This window comes from Vibrio sp. 10N.286.51.C3, from assembly GCF_003050065.1.
Taxonomy (GTDB): Bacteria; Pseudomonadota; Gammaproteobacteria; order Enterobacterales; family Vibrionaceae; genus Vibrio; species Vibrio crassostreae.
In genome coordinates this window covers 118811-137637 of the sequence record NZ_PIGC01000014.1, presented here as the reverse complement: position 1 = coordinate 137637, position 18827 = coordinate 118811, and the positions used below count along the sequence as shown (strand labels likewise).

16 protein-coding genes are annotated in these 18827 nt (G+C 45.7%); 7 read left to right on the top strand and 9 right to left on the bottom strand.

Features of this window, described 5'->3' with window-relative positions:
• Window positions 1-77: 77 nt before the first annotated feature.
• Window positions 78-4280, top strand: a complete 4203-nt coding sequence (gene rpoC, locus CWO27_RS16025; protein WP_017060527.1) for a DNA-directed RNA polymerase subunit beta' — start codon at window positions 78-80, stop codon at window positions 4278-4280.
• Window positions 4281-4623: 343 nt separating this feature from the next.
• Here rpoC and CWO27_RS16020 read toward each other — a convergent pair whose 3' ends face one another.
• Window positions 4624-5121: an Rsd/AlgQ family anti-sigma factor gene (locus CWO27_RS16020; RefSeq protein WP_048605474.1), complete on the bottom strand. Its 498-nt coding sequence runs from the start codon at window positions 5119-5121 to the stop codon at window positions 4624-4626.
• A gap of 165 nt (window positions 5122-5286) precedes the next feature.
• On the opposite strand from CWO27_RS16020, the gene nudC reads away from it, so the two are divergent.
• On the top strand, window positions 5287-6096 hold the full coding sequence (gene nudC, locus CWO27_RS16015; RefSeq protein WP_102433248.1) for an NAD(+) diphosphatase: 810 nt from the start codon (window positions 5287-5289) through the stop codon (window positions 6094-6096).
• 299 nt (window positions 6097-6395) lie between these two features.
• The gene (gene hemE, locus CWO27_RS16010; protein WP_017060530.1) at window positions 6396-7463 is read left to right on the top strand and encodes a uroporphyrinogen decarboxylase; all 1068 of its coding nucleotides are present in this window, start codon (window positions 6396-6398) and stop codon (window positions 7461-7463) included.
• A 103-nt stretch (window positions 7464-7566) separates the two neighbouring features.
• On the opposite strand, the gene CWO27_RS16005 is transcribed toward hemE, so the two are convergent.
• Together CWO27_RS16005 and CWO27_RS16000 are read right to left on the bottom strand one after the other, a co-directional pair.
• Window positions 7567-8160, bottom strand: coding sequence for a uracil-DNA glycosylase family protein (locus CWO27_RS16005; RefSeq protein WP_102433247.1), 594 nt, complete (start codon window positions 8158-8160; stop codon window positions 7567-7569).
• Window positions 8160-9086, bottom strand: coding sequence for a D-2-hydroxyacid dehydrogenase (locus CWO27_RS16000; RefSeq protein ID WP_055319891.1), 927 nt, complete (start codon window positions 9084-9086; stop codon window positions 8160-8162). The genes CWO27_RS16005 and CWO27_RS16000 overlap by 1 nt, the downstream gene beginning before the upstream one ends.
• A gap of 71 nt (window positions 9087-9157) precedes the next feature.
• Here CWO27_RS16000 and CWO27_RS15995 point away from each other — a divergent pair, with 71 nt between their 5' ends.
• Entirely contained in the window at window positions 9158-9745 is a 588-nt protein-coding gene (locus CWO27_RS15995; RefSeq protein WP_017062699.1) for a YjaG family protein, read from the top strand.
• An 80-nt stretch (window positions 9746-9825) separates the two neighbouring features.
• On the opposite strand, the gene CWO27_RS15990 is transcribed toward CWO27_RS15995, so the two are convergent.
• Window positions 9826-11007, bottom strand: coding sequence for a CNNM domain-containing protein (locus CWO27_RS15990; protein ID WP_107899213.1), 1182 nt, complete (start codon window positions 11005-11007; stop codon window positions 9826-9828).
• Between the two features lie 270 nt (window positions 11008-11277).
• Between CWO27_RS15990 and hupA the strand changes: the two genes are divergently transcribed.
• The gene (gene hupA / locus CWO27_RS15985) at window positions 11278-11550 is read left to right on the top strand and encodes a nucleoid-associated protein HU-alpha (RefSeq protein WP_004729753.1); all 273 of its coding nucleotides are present in this window, start codon (window positions 11278-11280) and stop codon (window positions 11548-11550) included.
• 47 nt (window positions 11551-11597) lie between these two features.
• Complete coding sequence (locus CWO27_RS15980) at window positions 11598-12296, top strand: DUF1481 domain-containing protein (protein WP_048659209.1); 699 nt, start codon at window positions 11598-11600, stop codon at window positions 12294-12296.
• Window positions 12297-12478: 182 nt separating this feature from the next.
• Here CWO27_RS15980 and purD read toward each other — a convergent pair whose 3' ends face one another.
• Both purD and purH read right to left on the bottom strand, forming a co-directional pair.
• Window positions 12479-13768 carry a phosphoribosylamine--glycine ligase gene (gene purD / locus CWO27_RS15975; RefSeq protein ID WP_107899212.1) on the bottom strand — a complete coding sequence of 430 codons (1290 nt, stop codon included), beginning with the start codon at window positions 13766-13768 and terminating at the stop codon, window positions 12479-12481.
• Between the two features lie 282 nt (window positions 13769-14050).
• The gene (purH, locus tag CWO27_RS15970; RefSeq protein WP_010435512.1) at window positions 14051-15643 is read right to left on the bottom strand and encodes a bifunctional phosphoribosylaminoimidazolecarboxamide formyltransferase/IMP cyclohydrolase; all 1593 of its coding nucleotides are present in this window, start codon (window positions 15641-15643) and stop codon (window positions 14051-14053) included.
• 325 nt (window positions 15644-15968) lie between these two features.
• Here purH and zntR point away from each other — a divergent pair, with 325 nt between their 5' ends.
• Window positions 15969-16409 (top strand): Zn(2+)-responsive transcriptional regulator, encoded by a 441-nt coding sequence (zntR, locus tag CWO27_RS15965; RefSeq protein WP_048659207.1) that lies wholly within the window; start codon window positions 15969-15971, stop codon window positions 16407-16409.
• Window positions 16410-16497: 88 nt separating this feature from the next.
• On the opposite strand, the gene fis is transcribed toward zntR, so the two are convergent.
• From fis to prmA, 3 genes are all read right to left on the bottom strand, one after another.
• Window positions 16498-16794 (bottom strand): DNA-binding transcriptional regulator Fis, encoded by a 297-nt coding sequence (fis, locus tag CWO27_RS15960; RefSeq protein ID WP_004729744.1) that lies wholly within the window; start codon window positions 16792-16794, stop codon window positions 16498-16500.
• 23 nt (window positions 16795-16817) lie between these two features.
• Window positions 16818-17786, bottom strand: a complete 969-nt coding sequence (gene dusB, locus CWO27_RS15955; RefSeq protein WP_032546269.1) for a tRNA dihydrouridine synthase DusB — start codon at window positions 17784-17786, stop codon at window positions 16818-16820.
• Window positions 17787-17926: 140 nt separating this feature from the next.
• Entirely contained in the window at window positions 17927-18814 is an 888-nt protein-coding gene (gene prmA / locus CWO27_RS15950) for a 50S ribosomal protein L11 methyltransferase (RefSeq protein ID WP_009844690.1), read from the bottom strand.
• Window positions 18815-18827 lie beyond the last annotated feature (13 nt).

Here is an 18827-nt window from a genome sequence, read left to right as displayed (position 1 = left end):
AAAAGAAGATAGGATTATTTGGTAAAAGGGAGCTTGCTACAGCAGTGAGCTCCTTTAACTCCTTACAGGAGCTGAATGTGAAAGACTTATTAAACTTTCTAAAAGCACAGCATAAGACCGAAGAATTTGATGCAATCAAAATCGGTCTATCTTCACCAGACATGATCCGTTCATGGTCTTTTGGTGAAGTTAAAAAGCCGGAAACAATTAACTATCGTACGTTCAAACCTGAACGTGATGGTCTGTTCTGTGCACGTATTTTTGGTCCAGTTAAAGACTACGAATGTCTTTGTGGCAAATACAAGCGCCTGAAGCACCGTGGTGTTATCTGTGAGAAGTGTGGCGTTGAAGTTACACAAACTAAAGTTCGTCGTGACCGCATGGGCCACATCGAGCTAGCTTCACCAGTTGCTCACATCTGGTTCCTAAAATCACTACCGTCTCGTATCGGTCTACTAATGGATATCCCTCTACGTGATATCGAACGTGTTCTTTACTTCGAGATGTACGTAGTAACTGAACCAGGTATGACTGATCTAGAAAAATCTCAGATGCTTACTGAAGAAGAGTATCTGGATCGTCTAGAAGAGTGGGGTGACGAATTCACTGCTAAGATGGGTGCTGAAGCGATCAAAGATCTGCTTGCAACAATGGACCTTCATCAAGAAGTGGAAGAAATGCGCGAAGAGTTAGAAACAACTAACTCAGAAACTAAGCGTAAAAAAGTTACTAAGCGCCTGAAGCTAGTTGAAGCGTTCATTGCATCGGGTAACGATCCGCAATGGATGATTCTGACTGTACTTCCGGTTCTGCCGCCAGATCTACGTCCTCTAGTACCACTAGATGGCGGTCGTTTTGCGACTTCAGATCTGAACGACCTTTACCGTCGTGTGATCAACCGTAACAACCGTTTGAAGCGTCTTCTAGAGCTAGCTGCTCCGGACATCATCGTACGTAACGAAAAACGTATGCTGCAAGAGTCTGTTGATGCACTTCTAGATAACGGTCGTCGTGGTCGTGCTATCACTGGTTCGAACAAGCGTCCTCTGAAATCTCTTGCTGATATGATCAAGGGTAAACAGGGTCGTTTCCGTCAGAACCTTCTAGGTAAACGTGTAGACTACTCTGGCCGTTCTGTAATCACAGTAGGTCCATACCTTCGTCTACATCAGTGTGGTCTTCCTAAGAAGATGGCACTTGAGCTATTTAAGCCGTTCATCTACAGCAAGCTAGAAACTCGTGGCATGGCTACGACAATCAAAGCTGCTAAGAAGATGGTAGAGCGCGAAGAAGCTATCGTTTGGGATATCCTAGACGAAGTAATCCGCGAACACCCAGTACTGCTTAACCGTGCACCTACACTTCACCGTCTAGGTATCCAAGCGTTTGAACCAGTACTAATCGAAGGTAAAGCGATTCAGCTTCACCCACTAGTGTGTGCGGCATACAACGCCGACTTCGATGGTGACCAAATGGCGGTACACGTGCCTCTAACTCTAGAAGCACAGCTTGAAGCACGTACACTGATGATGTCGACGAATAACATTCTGTCGCCAGCGTCAGGTGATCCGATCATCGTACCTTCTCAGGACGTTGTATTGGGTCTTTACTACATGACACGTGACAAGATCAACGTGAAAGGCGAAGGTATGTACCTTGCTGGCCCTGCTGAGGCTGAAAAGGCATACCGTACTAAGACTGCTGAGCTACACGCTCGCGTTAAAGTACGTATCACCGAGACTGTAGTAGACGAAGATGGTAACAGCACTACTGAAACGAAGATGGTTGATACAACTGTCGGCCGTGCAATGCTATGGCAAATCGTTCCAGCTGGCCTACCGTACAGCATCGTTAACCAAAAGTTAGGTAAGAAGCAGATCTCTACTCTTCTTAACGAGTGTTACCGTAAGCTTGGTCTAAAAGATACAGTAGTATTTGCTGACCAAATCATGTACGCAGGTTTTGCATACGCTGCACTTTCTGGTGTTTCTGTAGGTATCGACGATATGGTTGTACCTCAAGCGAAATACGATGAAATTGAATCTGCTGAAGAAGAAGTTCGCGAAATCCAAGAGCAATTCCAATCTGGTCTTGTTACTGCGGGTGAGCGCTACAATAAAGTTATCGATATCTGGGCATCTACGAATGACCGCGTTGCGAAAGCAATGATGGATAACCTATCTTCTGAAACAGTTATCAACCGTGACGGCGAAGAAGAACAGCAAGAATCGTTCAACAGCATCTACATGATGGCCGACTCGGGCGCACGTGGTTCTGCAGCTCAGATTCGTCAGCTAGCAGGTATGCGTGGTCTGATGGCGCGTCCAGATGGTTCAATCATCGAAACGCCGATCACCGCGAACTTTAAAGAAGGTCTAAACGTCCTTCAGTACTTTATCTCAACGCACGGTGCTCGTAAGGGTCTTGCGGATACAGCACTGAAAACAGCAAACTCGGGTTACCTAACTCGTCGTCTAGTAGACGTTGCTCAAGACGTTGTAGTACACGAACATGACTGTGGCACGCATGAAGGTATCGACATGATGCCTCACATCGAAGGTGGTGACGTTAAAGTTGCACTTTCTGAGCTTGCTCTAGGTCGTGTAGTAGCTGAAGACGTTCTTAAGCCTGGTACTGAAGATGTACTGATTCCACGTAATACTCTGATTGATGAGAAGTGGTGTCAAATCATGGAAGACAACTCAGTAGATAGCATGAAAGTGCGCTCTGTTGTTACCTGTGATGCAGACTTCGGTTGTTGTGCACAGTGTTACGGTCGTGACCTAGCACGTGGTCACCTAGTGAACCAAGGTGAAGCAGTTGGTGTTATCGCTGCACAATCTATCGGTGAACCGGGTACACAGCTAACGATGCGTACGTTCCACATCGGTGGTGCGGCATCTACTGCAGCAGCAGAGAACAGCATCCAAGCTAAGACAACTGGTACTGTGAAACTTCACAATGCTAAGTTCGTAGTTAACAAAGATAAGAAACTGGTTATCACTTCTCGTGCATCTGAGATGACGATTATTGATGAATTCGGCCGTACTAAAGAGAAGCACAAACTTCCTTACGGTTCGATGCTAACCAAAGGCGACAACGCAGCAGTTACTGCTGGTGAAGTTGTAGCTAACTGGGAAGCGCATACCATGCCAATCATCACTGAAGTGGCAGGTCGTATCCAATTCGTAGATATGATCGATGGTATTACAGTTTCTCGTCAAACTGACGATCTAACGGGTCTTTCTTCAAGTGAAGTTACAGACGCAGCAGCTCGCCCAGCAGCAGGTAAAGATATGCGTCCAGCTATCAAACTTGTTGATGAGCAAGGTAACGACGTAATGATCCCTGGTACTGATATGCCAGCTCACTACTTCCTACCTGGCAAAGCGATTGTAAACATTGAAGATGGCGCTGAAGTTGGCATTGGTGACACACTATCTCGTATCCCTCAAAAATCGAGCGGAAACAAAGATATCACCGGTGGTCTACCACGCGTAGCTGACCTATTCGAAGCTCGTAAGCCTAAAGAGCCTGCGATCCTTGCTGAGCACACAGGTACTGTGTCTTTCGGTAAAGAAACGAAAGGTAAGCGTCGTCTAGTAATCACTCGTGAAGGCGGTGACGCTTACGAAGAGATGATTCCTAAGCATCGTCAATTGAACGTGTTCGAAGGTGAGAAGATTGAACGTGGTGATGTAATCGCCGACGGTCCTGAAACTCCACACGATATCCTGCGTCTACGTGGTATCCACGCAGTAACTCAGTACATCGCGAACGAAGTTCAAGAAGTTTACCGCTTACAAGGCGTAAAGATTAACGATAAGCACATCGAGACTATCGTTCGTCAAATGCTACGTAAGTGTACAATCACTCATTCTGGTGACTCTCCGTTCCTACCTGGCGAACAAGTTGAGTACCACAATGTTAAGATTGCTAACCGTAAGCTAGAAGCTGAAGGTAAAGAACTAGTACGTTTCGAACGTGATCTACTAGGTATTACTAAAGCATCTCTTGCAACTGAGTCATTCATCTCAGCTGCATCGTTCCAAGAAACGACTCGCGTACTAACAGAAGCTGCGGTTTCTGGTAAGCGTGATGACCTTCGCGGTCTGAAAGAGAACGTAATTGTTGGTCGTCTGATCCCAGCTGGTACTGGTTTCGCATACCACCAAGAGCGTCAAAAGCAACGTGAAGAAGAGCAAGAAGGTCCTTCAGCTGAACAAGCTACTGACAACCTAGCAGCACTTCTAAACGCTGGTTTCTCTTCAGAAGAGTAAGCTCTACGAGTAGTCTCTAAGAGATAAGAAAAAGGCACCTTTGGGTGCCTTTTTTGTATCTGGCGTATTGGTGTTTAACGAGGGCCTATAGATTAGAATCTGATAGGTTTGCTTGATTGCTTGGCTGGTGGACTTAGTCACGAGTACTTTTTCGAAGGTAGTTTTGAGTGTTTGCAGGAAGAGCGTGAGGGTGAAACTGGTGACAAGTGTTAAGTCTGGTTATCGCAAAACATCAGAGTAGGGACGAACCAATAACCTCTGGTAGAAGAGTTGGATGTTTTAGGTAACGCTACAGACAAAACAAAAAGCTTGCACAGAGGCAAGCTTAGAAGATGTTAAGCCATTACGCTCCTGGTGGGACCGCTAGGCTGTCGGCAATTTGTTGTATCAGTTGGTCTTCAACCGCAAATCTCGCCTCAAGAATCTCACCAACGAGTGATAGCTCACTATCAAAGCTTTCTAATGTATCGGTCGCTTCAATGGCAGCGTATTTATCGGTGAAGTTGAGCAGTGGATCTGTGGTAAGAACGATATGACCATAAGATTGGTTGATTTCGTCTGTTGCTTTGAAGCCAGTAGACTGCCATTTATCCATCACCATGTCATAGATTTTGAAATGACCTTCAGAGATGTAATCAACAAGGTGTTGGCTGAATTTTTGGAGCTCTTCTGGAGAAGGCAGTTCGGTGATTGCAGTTGCTTTCGACGATGAAGGCTGCAGAGCGGCAAGCTTACAATACTCAACGATTAGAGACTGTCGAGTTTCGAGCCAATGATCGATGACCTCATTAGAGCCACCCCATTGTTCTTGTATTTGTTTGAATTTATTTAGCATGACCATGTCCTCATGATCTGATCACAACCTTGTGATCAAGTAATTGCCTAAGCAGGGTCCGTTTTATTGGTAGCTACTAAAAGTAATAGCTTGAAATATTCTCTGCTACAACTCTAGTATGAAATTAGATTGCCAGTAAAATGAACGAACTGCAAGCAATGAGGCATAGGGATGTTAAAAAAAAGTGATAAAAAAATGACAGAGCAAGCTTATTGGTGCGTCGTTTCTGGTAGTGATATTTGGGTTAATAATGATCAGTTTCCGTTTGGCTCTGCTGAAGAGCTAGGGCTGAGTATTGAGCATGCAATCTGTATTGGTCAACATCAAGGTCGCAAGGTGTATTGGCTCAACGATTGTGATGTGGAGAATAAGTTGAGCATGGTCAGCCTAAGAGAGTTGCTGCACTGGCCTGAAGCGAGTTTCTTGACTGCAAGCAAAGCCATCCAATATGGGCATATGACTCAAAGTATGCGCTTTTGCCCTCAATGTGGCGGCCGTAATCACCTCAATCATAACCAGGTGGCGATGCAGTGTGGAGATTGCCGCACGCTTCATTATCCTCGTATCTTCCCGTGCATCATTGTCGCTGTACGAAACCACAACAAGATATTGCTTGCGCAGCACCCAAGACATAAAACAGGCATGTATACCGTGATAGCGGGCTTCCTAGAGGTCGGAGAAACCTTAGAGCAGTGTGTGGCAAGAGAAGTCAAAGAAGAAACGGGTATCGATGTCGACAACATTCGTTACTTTGGCAGTCAGCCATGGGCGTTTCCATCGAGTATGATGATGGGCTTTCTTGCAGATTATGCTGGTGGTACGCTTAAGCCTGACTATAGCGAGCTATCGGATGCTCAATGGTTTGGCGTAACAGGCCTACCTGATGTTGCTCCTGTTGGAACCATTGCGAGACAGTTGATTGAGAAAACAGTTGATGACGTGATGAAAGATGGTGTGACGGAGCAGATGCTAGAGCACTAATTGGCCTGTGATAGTATTTAGCCTATGGGTAGTCAAAAGCTAAAAAAAACCCTCCACAAGTGGAGGGGGTAAGTAAGATGTCGTTATGAGATGCTGAGTAGTGACTACTCAGATGTTATAATTGTAATTTTCGCTAGCGAACAAATTTTTAACATGCTCCCGTAATTGGGTGCAAATTAAGCATTGATTTAAAAGTTAATAACTTGATCTAGGTTGCAAAGCACACAGCTTTTACCCTTCAATCAGTGTTAGAATACTTGCCATCAAAACTAGACAAGATTGAATTGGAATTTAACGGAATGACCGAATTAAAAAACGATCGCTATTTACGCGCACTTTTAAAACAGCCTGTTGATTACACACCGGTATGGATGATGCGCCAAGCTGGCCGCTATCTTCCTGAGTACAAAGCAACGCGCGCTGAAGCGGGCGATTTCATGTCTTTGTGCAAAAACGCGGAACTGGCATCAGAAGTAACACTTCAACCTTTACGTCGTTTCCCGCTTGATGCGGCAATCTTGTTCTCAGACATCCTAACTATCCCTGATGCAATGGGCTTAGGTTTGTACTTTGAAACAGGTGAAGGTCCTAAGTTTGAGCGTCCTATCACGTGTAAAGCTGACGTAGAGAAGATTGGCTTACCCGATCCAGAAGGTGAGCTTCAATACGTAATGAATGCCGTTCGTCAGATCCGTAAAGACCTGAAAGGCGAAGTGCCGCTGATTGGTTTCTCTGGTAGCCCATGGACTCTAGCGACATACATGGTTGAAGGTGGGAGCTCTAAAGCATTCACTAAGATCAAAAAGATGATGTACGCAGAACCACAAACACTGCACCTGCTTCTAGACAAGCTGGCTGACAGTGTTATCGAATACCTGAACGCGCAAATTAAAGCGGGTGCTCAATCAGTAATGGTATTTGATACATGGGGTGGTGTACTGACTCCTCGTGACTACAACCTATTCTCACTGCAATACATGCACAAAATCGTTGATGGCTTAATCCGTGAAAACGAAGGTCGTCGTGTACCGGTTACTTTGTTCACTAAGAACGGTGGCATGTGGCTTGAGTCTATCGCAGCAACAGGTTGTGATGCGGTTGGTCTAGACTGGACAATCAACATCGCAGATGCAAAAGCTCGCATCGGCGACAAAGTTGCTCTGCAAGGTAACATGGATCCTTCAATGCTTTACGCTCAGCCTGAACGTATTCGCGAAGAAGTGGGCAGCATCCTAGAAGGCTTCGGCGACGGTGGTACAGGTCATGTATTTAACCTAGGCCACGGTATCCACTTAGATGTACCGCCAGAGAACGCTGGTGTATTCGTTGACGCTGTTCACGAATTGTCTAAGCCTTACCACAAGTAACTCTGAGTAAAATGACTGAAAGCGCTGTTGGGAAACCAACAGCGCTTTTTTATTGTCTGAAATTGGTATTTGATCGCGGTTTAATCTTGTTGTGTGCAGTTAATTAGGTATTTGGATCATGGTAGGCCAAATGCTCTGAGATGTGTTTCCTGATATAGGGAATGACTTCACTTTCAAACCAAGGGTTCTTCTTTAGCCAGATATTATTGCGTGGCGAAGGGTGAGGTAATGGCAAAAATTCAGGCGCCCAAGCCTGCCAGTTTTTGACTGTTTCTGTCAGCGTTTTGGTGGTTCTTTCCTTTAAATAATAGTTTTGCGCATATTGACCAATCAATAGTGTCATTTGAATGTTGGGCAATGACTGCAGTACCTTTTTGTGCCAGAGCTCTGCGCATTCTTTGCGTGGTGGCAGATCGCCACTCTTCGCTTTGCCTGGGTAGCAGAACCCCATAGGAACAATCGCGACCTTTTGTTCGTCATAAAAGGTATCGCTGTTTATCCCTAACCATTCTCTTAATCGTTCGCCACTGGCGTCATTCCAAGGGATCGACGACTCATGCACCTTGATACCCGGCGCTTGACCTATGATCAGCAAACGCGCATTTGGGTGTGCTTGAATTACTGGGTTGGCACCGTGTGATAGGTGAGGTTCACAAGCTCGGCATTGTCGAACCTCTTTAAGTAACGAAGAGGACATCAGTAACCTTTATCAAAATCGATGACATGATTAAGTGTAAAGCCATCTCGCCATTGTTGGTAATTCTCTGCGAAGATCTCGACCACTTGTCTTGGCTCACTGAGTGCAGCGATGTGCGGAGTGATGGTGACTTGCGGTAGTTTCCAGAAAGGGTGTTCTTGCGAGAGGGGTTCACTTTCAAACACATCTAAAAATGCGTGTTCTACCCATCTGTTTTTTATGGCGAGCAACAAGGCTTTATTGTCGATGCTCTCTCCTCGACCGACATTAAACAGCAACACATTAGAGCAATAGCCTAACGTGGTTTGGTTCAACAACTGATAGGTTTCAGCAGTTGATGGCAGGGTGTTGACCACAATATCGGCCTGCTTGAGGGCAGCCTCTATCTCATTGATGTGGAACGTCTCTTTAAAGGTTTCTTGTTTGGATGGGATGCCCGTACGGTTGACACCTATGGTATGAATACCAAAAGCGGCCGCGGTTTTTGCTAAATGACTGCCGATTGAACCTGTTCCTAAAATCACCATAGTTTTGTCAGTTAGGCTAGTATAAAGCTGTGGCTGCCAGTTTCGTTGTTGTTGATGCTGGTGGTAATGAGGAAAGTGTCTACAGTGGCTGATTGCGTAACCTAAAACGTACTCCGCGATAGCAGGACCGAAGATACCTTTGACGTTGGTCAGCGTGTAATCCTGACGAAGGTCTGGCTGAGTGAGTTTATTGATGCCAGCGTAGGTACTCTGTACCCAGTCTAGCTCTTTAAACTCGCCAAGGCGCTCGGCTATCAGGGGAGGCGAGGCTAATACAATTTCAGCTAACTCGGGGTTTTGAGTGATTTCTAGGTCGGGTAAATCCTGGTTTAGAATCAGTTGCGTATAGGTATCGTTATGCTCAGTAAGAATATAGAGCTTATTCGTGAAATTGTTCATCGGCTTACCTTTTCCCCCCAGGGTTTATCAAGTACACTTTCGCTGTCTTTTTCTGCAATTATTGAGTGACTATGCTTCAGAATCCACTGCAGGTTCGTCTTGAAAAGTTAGAACCTTGGCAACAAATTACCTTTATGGCGTGTCTATGTGAGCGTATGTACCCTAACTATGCCATGTTTTGTGAGAATACAGAATTTGCGGAAGCTCGAATCTATCGTGATGTTTTGGATAGCATTTGGGAAATCCTGACGGTTAAAACAGCAAAGGTGAACTTTGAGCGTCAACTTGAGAAGGTTGAAGAGCTATTCCCTAGCGGTGATGATTTTGATTTTTATGGTGTTTACCCAGCAATGGACGCATGCCAAGGCCTAGCAACGCTAATTCATGGCCTGCTTGACCGTGAACATATGTTGGAAGCGGTAATTAAAGTGAGTCAACAATCGGTGAAGACGGTTGCTGAGCTTGAGTTTGCTCAAGGCGCTGAAGAAGTGACCAACGAAAACCAGAAAGAAAACGAAGCGGTATGTGAAGAGTGGGACGTTCAGTGGGCCATTTTCCGACCTCTACGTGAAACGACTGAGCGTGACTTAGAGTTGATCAAAGACCTACGCCACGAACTGCGTGAAGACCCAGTCAGTAACATTGGTGTTGCGTTATAATTCGCTATCGCACCAAGGTACGAATAAAAACAAAGGCTCCCTAGGGAGCCTTTATTGTATCTGACGATATCAAATTTAGATTAAGCGTCTTTTTTGTCTTCGTTCTGCGCTTTGTCTTTTGATGCCTTATCTTTTGATGCGTCGTCGTCATCCGCTGATGTTGAATCTGAGGAATCGTTGTCTGCTGGAGTTTCTTCCTCTAGCTCGTCCTCGTCATCGCGGTTTTCGATAACACCGTGTGTCTCTTTCCACTTTTCCCAGCGTTGGAACGCCAGTTCTTGCATGTCAGTCGTCTTATCCGCTTCGTCGACAATCTCTTCACCCACTAGGTGTTCAAAGATATCTTCTAGGGTGATGATGCCCTGAATGGTGCCGTACTCGTCCACAACTAAAGACAGTTGCAGGCGGTTTGCCATCATCTGGTCAAAGGCCTTAGCCAAGCCCATGTTGTTCAGCAACACGTGGATAGGGCGCATTACCTCACCCAGAGCTTTCTCACCACAATCGGCTTGCTGCAATCTAAACAGCTCTAAGCGGTGAACAAAACCGATGATGTTGTCACTCTGCTCGCTGTAAACCAGCGGGCGTGAGAATGGCGTATCTTTATGTTGTTCTAGGAAGGTATTCACACTCATTTCCGCATCAACACGGAATACCACTGGGCGCGGCGTCATTACCTGAGTCACGGGTACATCTTGAATACCCAGTAGGTTGCTCAGGATTTTTGATTCGCCTTCTGCAAACTCGCCGCTCTCTTTTGCCAAAATCGCCATTGCAGATAGTTCATCACGCATTTTGGGTGCTTGGTGGCCACGAGCAAGACGTTTGGTGATCTGTTCTGAGAACCATACAAACGGTGTTAGGAAGAACACCATCCAACGCAGCACACTTGCTGAAGTAGGAGCAAGTTGACGCCAGTAGGTTGCACCAATGGTTTTTGGAACAATCTCAGACAGTACCAAAATACCTAGCGTTAGCACGGCAGAGAAGACACCTAACCATTGGCTACCAAAAACGACAGCCGCTTGTGCACCTGCTGTCGCAGCACCGATAGTATGCGCGATGGTGTTGAGCGTTAAAATTGACGCAAGCGGGCGGTCAATATCTGTTTTCAGTTTGTCTAAAGACTCTGCTGCAGGGTGCCCATTTTGTTTTAGTTGAGCAATGTAGCTCGGACTAATACTCAAAAGTACAGCTTCCAAAACAGAACAAATGAAAGAAACTCCAATAGCAATGGAGACGTAAATAGTTAGCAGCAGCATGTTTGCCCTTAAATTAAATTGTACGCTTTAGCAGCGATTCAGCGTGGATTATAGTGAAAAAGTAGTGGCTAGGTCATCATTAATTTTGCTCTCAGCCCCTTTTAAACAAGGGCTTGCTTAATAAAATCAGTAACAAATTGTGAGTTATTACTCATATTATGGCTAAAACTACGGCATTAGAGCTAAAGATCGACGACAAACCTTTGCCAGATGGGGCATTTATGTTTTAGAGTGAATTGAATTCAAAAATACAAAGAAGGGAAACCTAAAATGAACAAGACTCAATTAATCGACTTTATTGCTGAAAAAGCGGACCTTTCTAAAGCACAAGCTAAAGCTGCTCTAGAAGCGACTCTTGGCGGTGTTACAGATGCTCTTAAAGATGGCGATCAAGTTCAGCTAATTGGTTTTGGTACTTTTAAAGTAAACCACCGTGCAGCTCGCACTGGTCGTAACCCAAAAACTGGTGATGAGATCCAAATCGCTGCTGCAAATGTTCCAGCATTTGTTGCAGGTAAAGCGCTGAAAGATTCAGTGAAATAATCTAAACTGTACCGAGGTAGTCGTATTCCACCTCGGTACAGGTTTTTATGAAAAAAGCATTTCTTCTCGTTTCACTATTATCTACATTTCTTATTGGCTGTTCTTCAACAAGCCCTCGCAAAAACCTAGAGCAATTTGAAACTCACACCGGCGGCCAAGTCATGGGCGACGCGACAAGTTTTTACTGGGTTACAAACAAGCTAACACAACCTCATACTTCAGCTGACTACGTCACTGTAGGCGATTACGGCTGGTACCAAACTGACTATGCTTGGTCAGAAAGTGTGCTTCGTGAATTCATTCGTGAAGGCGAGCAGCGTAACTCTTCTAATAAGCTGGTTCCTTATCGTGTCCATGTGCGTTTCAATAAGTCGGGCGAAGCTGTGTATCAACAGTATCGTATCGACAGCAAAATCTTACCTATCCAAGCTAAGCAGCTTGAAAACTACCAGAAAGAAGCTAAATCGGTTCTAGAGACTACGATGAAGCAGAATGACGAAGGGCTAAGATTGGTTCAGGGTTACTGGGATGGCAGCTCTTTTAAGACGTGCGCTGGTGGTGAATTTGATCGCATTGAATTTAACCAGACTTTACCAAGCTTCGTGATCGACCGATTGGCATCTGTGGAAAGCTATGCGGCGTTTCTTGGCAGTGATTCACTGGGTAAGATGAGCGTGAAAGAGTTACTGATGCTGGCTGAAGACAGCCATGATTGTGTCGTTAGGCCATCATTGTTGAAAGAATAGCTAACAATCAAAGGTTTGAGAGTATTTGGCCTACTGTAGGCCAAGTGCTAATTTGTCTGTACAGGCGCAGATTCCTAGAAAGATTGAGTAATAAAAAAGGCGCCTATCGAGGCGCCTTTTGCTGTTATTCGCTTACTGCTATTTGCTTACTGTTATGGAAAGTAAGCGAGTAACAAAATTGATTACTGCTCTTGCTCGCGCGCAATCGCACGGTAACCAATGTCATTGCGGTGGAACATACCATTCCAGCTAACTTGCTTCGTCAACGCGTAAGCACGCTCTTGAGCTTCAGAAACCGTGTTACCCAGTGCCGTTGCACAAAGTACACGACCACCGTTTGTCACCACGTCGCCAGCTTCGTTATTTGTCGTACCTGCGTGGAAAACCTTTTGGCCTTCAACTTCGCTTGTTGGTAGTGAAATTACGTCACCTTTTGCGTAGTCAGCAGGGTAACCGCCAGCCGCAAGAACAACACCGATAGAAGCGCGTGGATCCCACTTCGATTCTGCTTCGTCTAGTTTCTCGTCGATAGCCATTAGGCAAAGCTCAACAAGGTCTGACTCCATACGCATCATGATAGGTTGCGTTTCTGGATCGCCGAAGCGGCAGTTGTATTCGATAACCTTAGGTGTGCCGTCAGCATCGATCATTAGGCCAGCGTAAAGGAAACCAGTGTAAGGTGCGCCCTCTGCGTCCATACCACGTACCGTTGGGTAGATAACTTCCTCAAGGATACGGTTGTGGATTTCAGGCGTCACAACTGGAGCAGGAGAGTAAGCACCCATACCGCCAGTATTAGGACCAGTGTCTTTGTCGCCAACACGTTTGTGATCTTGGCTGGTCGCCATAGGAAGCACGCTAGAACCGTCAACCATTACGATGAAGCTTGCTTCTTCGCCTTCAAGGAACTCTTCGATAACCACGCGGCTGCCAGCGTCGCCAAATGCGTTGCCCGCTAGCATGTCTTTGATTGCGTCTTCAGCTTCTTCAAGTGTCATCGCAACGATAACGCCTTTACCTGCCGCAAGACCGTCAGCTTTTACTACGATTGGCGCACCTTGCTCACGTACGTAAGCGATAGCCGGCTCAATCTCAGTAAAGTTCGCGTAGTAACCCGTTGGGATGTCATGACGAGCTAGGAAATCTTTAGTGAATGCTTTCGAACCTTCAAGCTGTGCTGCCGCTTGAGTTGGACCAAAGATAGGCAGACCCACTTCGCGGAATGCGTCAACCACACCAATAACTAGTGGTGCTTCAGGGCCCACGATAGTCAGTTCGATTTTTTTCTCTTGAGCAAACGCGACTAAACCAGCGATGTCTTCAACACCGATGTTTACGTTCTCCAGTTTCGGCTCAAGTGCAGTACCTGCGTTACCTGGAGCAATGAATACCGTTTCAACGTTTGGGTTTTGTGCTGCTTTCCAACCTAGTGCATGCTCACGACCGCCGGCACCAATAATCAATACATTCATGTTTTAAAATCCTTATAGCTGCTTCAGAGCCTTTATTTCTGTGTCAAACATGCTCACTTATAGTCATAAGCTCCGCGTGTTTTCCTTGAACTAAAGTCACTGACTTGCTCTACGTATTTCAAATATCGGAATATTTAAAAAACAAAATTATAAATTCTGCTCAAAGTAGTTGGTGATGTGGCTAGGCAGCAATTGAGCCCATCCCCGGGAGCATAGCCCGCTATGTGACCGGGGTGGACGAAAGCAGCTAACGACGCCACAGTGCCAAATACGAAGAGGAAATTAGTGGCGGAAGTGACGCATGCCAGTAAAGATCATCGCCATGCCGTGTTCGTCTGCTGCAGCGATAACTTCGTCATCACGCATAGAGCCGCCCGGTTGGATAACACACTTGATGCCAGCTTCTGCTGCCGCGTCGATACCGTCACGGAATGGGAAGAACGCATCTGATGCCATTACACAACCTTCAACCTGTAGACCTTCGTCTGCAGCTTTGATGCCTGCAATTTTCGCAGAATAAACGCGGCTCATTTGGCCAGCGCCAACACCAATTGTCATGTCGCCTTTCGAGTAAACGATAGCGTTAGATTTAACGTATTTCGCTACTTTCCAGCAGAATAGAGCATCTTTCAATTCTTCAGCTGTTGGTTGACGCTTAGAAACCACTTTCAGGTCATCTTCAGACACCATGCCTTGATCGCGGTCTTGAACTAGCAAGCCACCGTTAACGCGTTTAACGTCAAAGCCAGTCGTCTTAGTTGTCCACTCACCACACTCAAGTAGACGAAGGTTTTTCTTAGCCGCTACGATTTCTACTGCCTCAGCAGAAACTGATGGTGCAATGATAACTTCAACGAATTGACGCTCAGTGATAGCCGTTGCTGTTGCTGCGTCTAGTTCACGGTTGAAAGCGATGATGCCGCCAAATGCAGACGTTGGGTCTGTTTTGAATGCACGGTCGTAAGCTTCTAGGATGTCTTCACCTAGTGCAACACCACATGGGTTAGCGTGCTTAACGATCACACATGCTGGCTGGTCGAACTCTTTCACACACTCAAGTGCTGCGTCGGTGTCAGCGATGTTGTTGTAAGAAAGGGCTTTACCTTGAATTTGGCGAGCAGTAGAAACAGATGCTTCTTCAGGGTTCGCTTCAACATAGAATGCAGCAGCTTGGTGGCTGTTCTCACCGTAGCGCATGTCTTGTTTTTTCTCGAACTGTTGGTTGAACGTGCGAGGGAATTTAGACTCTTCGTCACCTTCTTTGTTCTCACCGTAAGATGGAACCATAGTGCCGAAGTAGTTAGCGATCATGCCGTCGTAAGAAGCGGTGTGCTCGAATGCCGCGATAGCTAGGTCGAAGCGAGTCTCTAGCGTTAGAGATTTCTCGTTCGCGTCCATTTCAGCCACAACGCGCTCGTAGTCGTGTGCGTTAACAACGATAGTGACGTCTTTGTGGTTTTTCGCTGCAGAGCGAACCATTGTTGGGCCACCGATGTCGATGTTCTCAACAGCGTCAGCAAGGGTACAACCTTCTTTAGCAACGGTTTCTGCGAATGGGTATAGGTTTACAACAACCATATCGATAGGGTTGATACCGTGAGTTTCCATCACGTCATCATCTTGACCACGACGGCCTAGAACACCACCATGAACTTTTGGGTGCAGAGTCTTAACACGGCCATCCATCATTTCTGGGAAACCAGTGTAGTCAGATACTTCTGTAACAGAGATGCCTTTTTCAGCAAGCAGGCGAGCAGTGCCACCGGTAGATAGGATATCTACACCACGGTTAGCAAGAGCTTGTGCAAATTCAACGATACCAGTTTTGTCTGATACGCTGATTAGAGCGCGGCGAATTGGACGAGCGTTATTCATGCTTCCATCTTCCTCAAATTCATGGGGTTAAAATAAAGATATTTGCCAAAAAAGAACTTGTTTCTATCTTCTTAGCGTGGATTATCTTAGATACCAGTAAGAGATAAAATATTGGCCAGTTTTGGTAAAGACCTTTTGGGTTAGTCTTATGATTAAGCTATAAGATAACCAACTCCAAATTTGATGGCGCAGATTCTAACTAATTTATTACAAAAAAGCTCGCGCAATCGTTTGGCGTCTCAAAATTAATTATGAAAAGTGCCATTTCAGCCTGAAAAGTAACGATAAGGTTAATTGTGGAATGGACGAAACAGTAGGAAAAAACATGTTTCAGATCGGTGAATTAGCGAAACGATGCGGTGTAACAGCCGATACCTTGCGATTTTATGAGAAGAATAACCTGATCGCGCCAGCCAGTCGCAGTGAGTCGGGTTATCGCTTATATGATGAAAATAACCAAAAGCAGGTGACGTTTATTCTCAAATCTAAAGAGTTAGGGCTGAGTTTAGATGAAATCAAAGAATTGCTTGAGATTCGTCTCGAGGCCACACAGCACAGTTGCGCCGAAGTGAAGTCGATTACTTCAGCAAAACTAGAGATGATTGATGAGAAGATTACCGAGTTAACTAAGATTCGCACCGCACTTAAAAAGATTAATGATGCGTGTTGTGGCCACGTGGACGACGATGCAAGCCATTGTTCTATTCTGGCAGCCTTGGATTCAGCAAACGTCGACAAAGGGCGCTGTTGTCGCACTGGAGAGTAATCAGCTACCTATCACGGTTCGACAAGCCAAAAAAAGCCAAACTCAAAAATGAGCTTGGCTTTCAATTCAATAAATTACGAAAGAACGATTAGTTCATGCCGTATTTTTTAAGTTTCTTGCGAAGAGTACCGCGGTTAATACCCATCATGGTTGCTGCGCGAGTTTGGTTACCGCGAGTGTACTGCATGATAGTGTCTAGTAGTGGCTGTTCAACTTCAGCTAATACTAATTCGTATAACTCGCTGACTTCTTGACCGTTTAATTGAGCAAGGTAATTTTTCAATGATGCTTTAACTGAGTCACGTAGTGGCTTCTGCGTGATTTGGTCTTGTGATGTAACTGTAGTTACTGTCAATGCTTCTGAAGTCAGATTTTGTTCGAACATATTCGGTCTAGCTCTTCTCGTAATTATGGTGCAACGTTATCAAAAAAACCTTCTAGCGCTTCAAGCTGCAGATCACCTGCTTCGAATGCGTTGAAGGTACGGCGAAACTCACTCGCTTGTTCATGTTCTTTTAGATACCAACCCACATGCTTACGAGCGATGCGAGGGCCTAAAAACTCCCCATAAAATTCATGTAGAGCGTGCACATGACCAAGCATGATGTCTTTCACTTCCGAAATCGGGAGTGGGTCCATCGTGGTGCCGTTTTCCAAATAGTGTAGGATTTCGTTAAAAATCCAAGGACGTCCTTGGGCAGGTCGACCTATCATTAAAGCATCAGCGCCGGTGTACTCCAGCACAAACTTCGCTTTTTCCGGACTATCGATATCACCGTTAGCGATAACCGGAATAGATACTGCTTGTTTCGCTGCTTTAATGTGTTTGTATTCTGCCTCACCTTTGTACATACAAGCGCGAGTTCTTCCATGGAGCGCAAGAGCTTGTATGCCGCAGTCTTCGGCTATTTTCGCGATTTGGACACAGTTTCTATTGTCTGTATCCCAGCCTGTGCGCGTTTTCAACGTTACTGGAACGTCGACAGCATTTACCACCGCCTTCAGAATGTCTTCAATGAGTTCTGGATGCTGCAGTAGGGCTGAGCCCGCAAGCTTTTTATTCACTTTTTTAGCTGGACAACCCATGTTGATATCGATGATTTGCGCACCGTTATCGACATTAAATTGAGCAGCCTCGGCCATAAGCTGTGGATCTGCACCAGCGATTTGTACTGAACGAATGCCCGATTCGCCTTCATGTACCATACGCTGCTGAGACTTTGACGTTTTCCAAACTTTCGGATTGGAGGACATCATTTCACTGACTGCCATCCCCGCACCGTAGCGAAGACACAACTCACGGAATGGTCTATCCGTTACGCCAGCCATAGGAGCGACGATTAGATTGTTCTTAAGTTGATAATTTCCGATTTTCAAAAATGTCATCACAGTTCTGTACCAGCAAGGGCGCGCATTTTACGCATTTTTTCGCTGCGTGAAAAGACTAATATTTGAGCATTTACAATTTGTTTTTGTAATTTGTTTAAATTTCAGTCAATTAGCGCCCAAAGTCTTGTCTAGCCTTGCTTGCGACCTGAGATTCGGCACCATTCTTGTTGTTCAATGATCGGATCAATGTGAAGCTCATCACGATAATAAGTCGCCACATCTTCCGCTTGTGTATCTAAAACACCCGACATCGCAAGCACACCATTTGGCTTAACTAGGCCTTTGATGATGCCAGAAAGGTCGCGTAATGGACCTGCAAGAATGTTGGCAACAACAACGTCAGCCAGCAAACCTTCCGGTTGATCTTGTGGTAAGAACACTTCGAGTTGTTCAGCAACGCCATTGCGTTGTGCGTTGTCTTTTGATGCAAGCAGAGCTTGAGGATCAATATCGATCCCGATAACTTTTGCCGCGCCTAGTTTGATCGCCGCGATCGCTAGGATGCCTGAGCCACAACCGAAGTCGATTACGGTTTTGCCTGTCAGGTCTAAGCCTTCAAGCCACTCAAGACACAGTGCCGTTGTCGGGTGAGTACCGGTACCAAATGCAAGGCCTGGGTCTAGCATTACGTTGACAGCGTCAGGTTCAGGGATATCGCGCCAGCTAGGGCAGATCCATAAACGCTCACCAAACTTCATTGGGTGGAAGTTGTCCATCCATTCACGTTCCCAATCCTTGTCTTCAATTTGCTCTACTTTATGAGCAAAGTCTGCAGGGAACATGTTGCTTGCTTTAATCTGCGCTAGAACGACACCAGTATCAGTCTCAGCGTCGTAAAGCGCGAGAATGTCAGTATCACCCCAAAGGCGAGTTTCGCCCGGCAGAGGCTCAAATACAGGGGTATCTTGTGCATCCAGGAAAGTTACAGAAAGAGCACCAGTCTCTTCCATTAACATGTCGCCGATTTGTTCGGCATTTTCATTGGTAGCATTAAGCTTGATTTGAATCCAAGGCATGGCTGCATCTTCT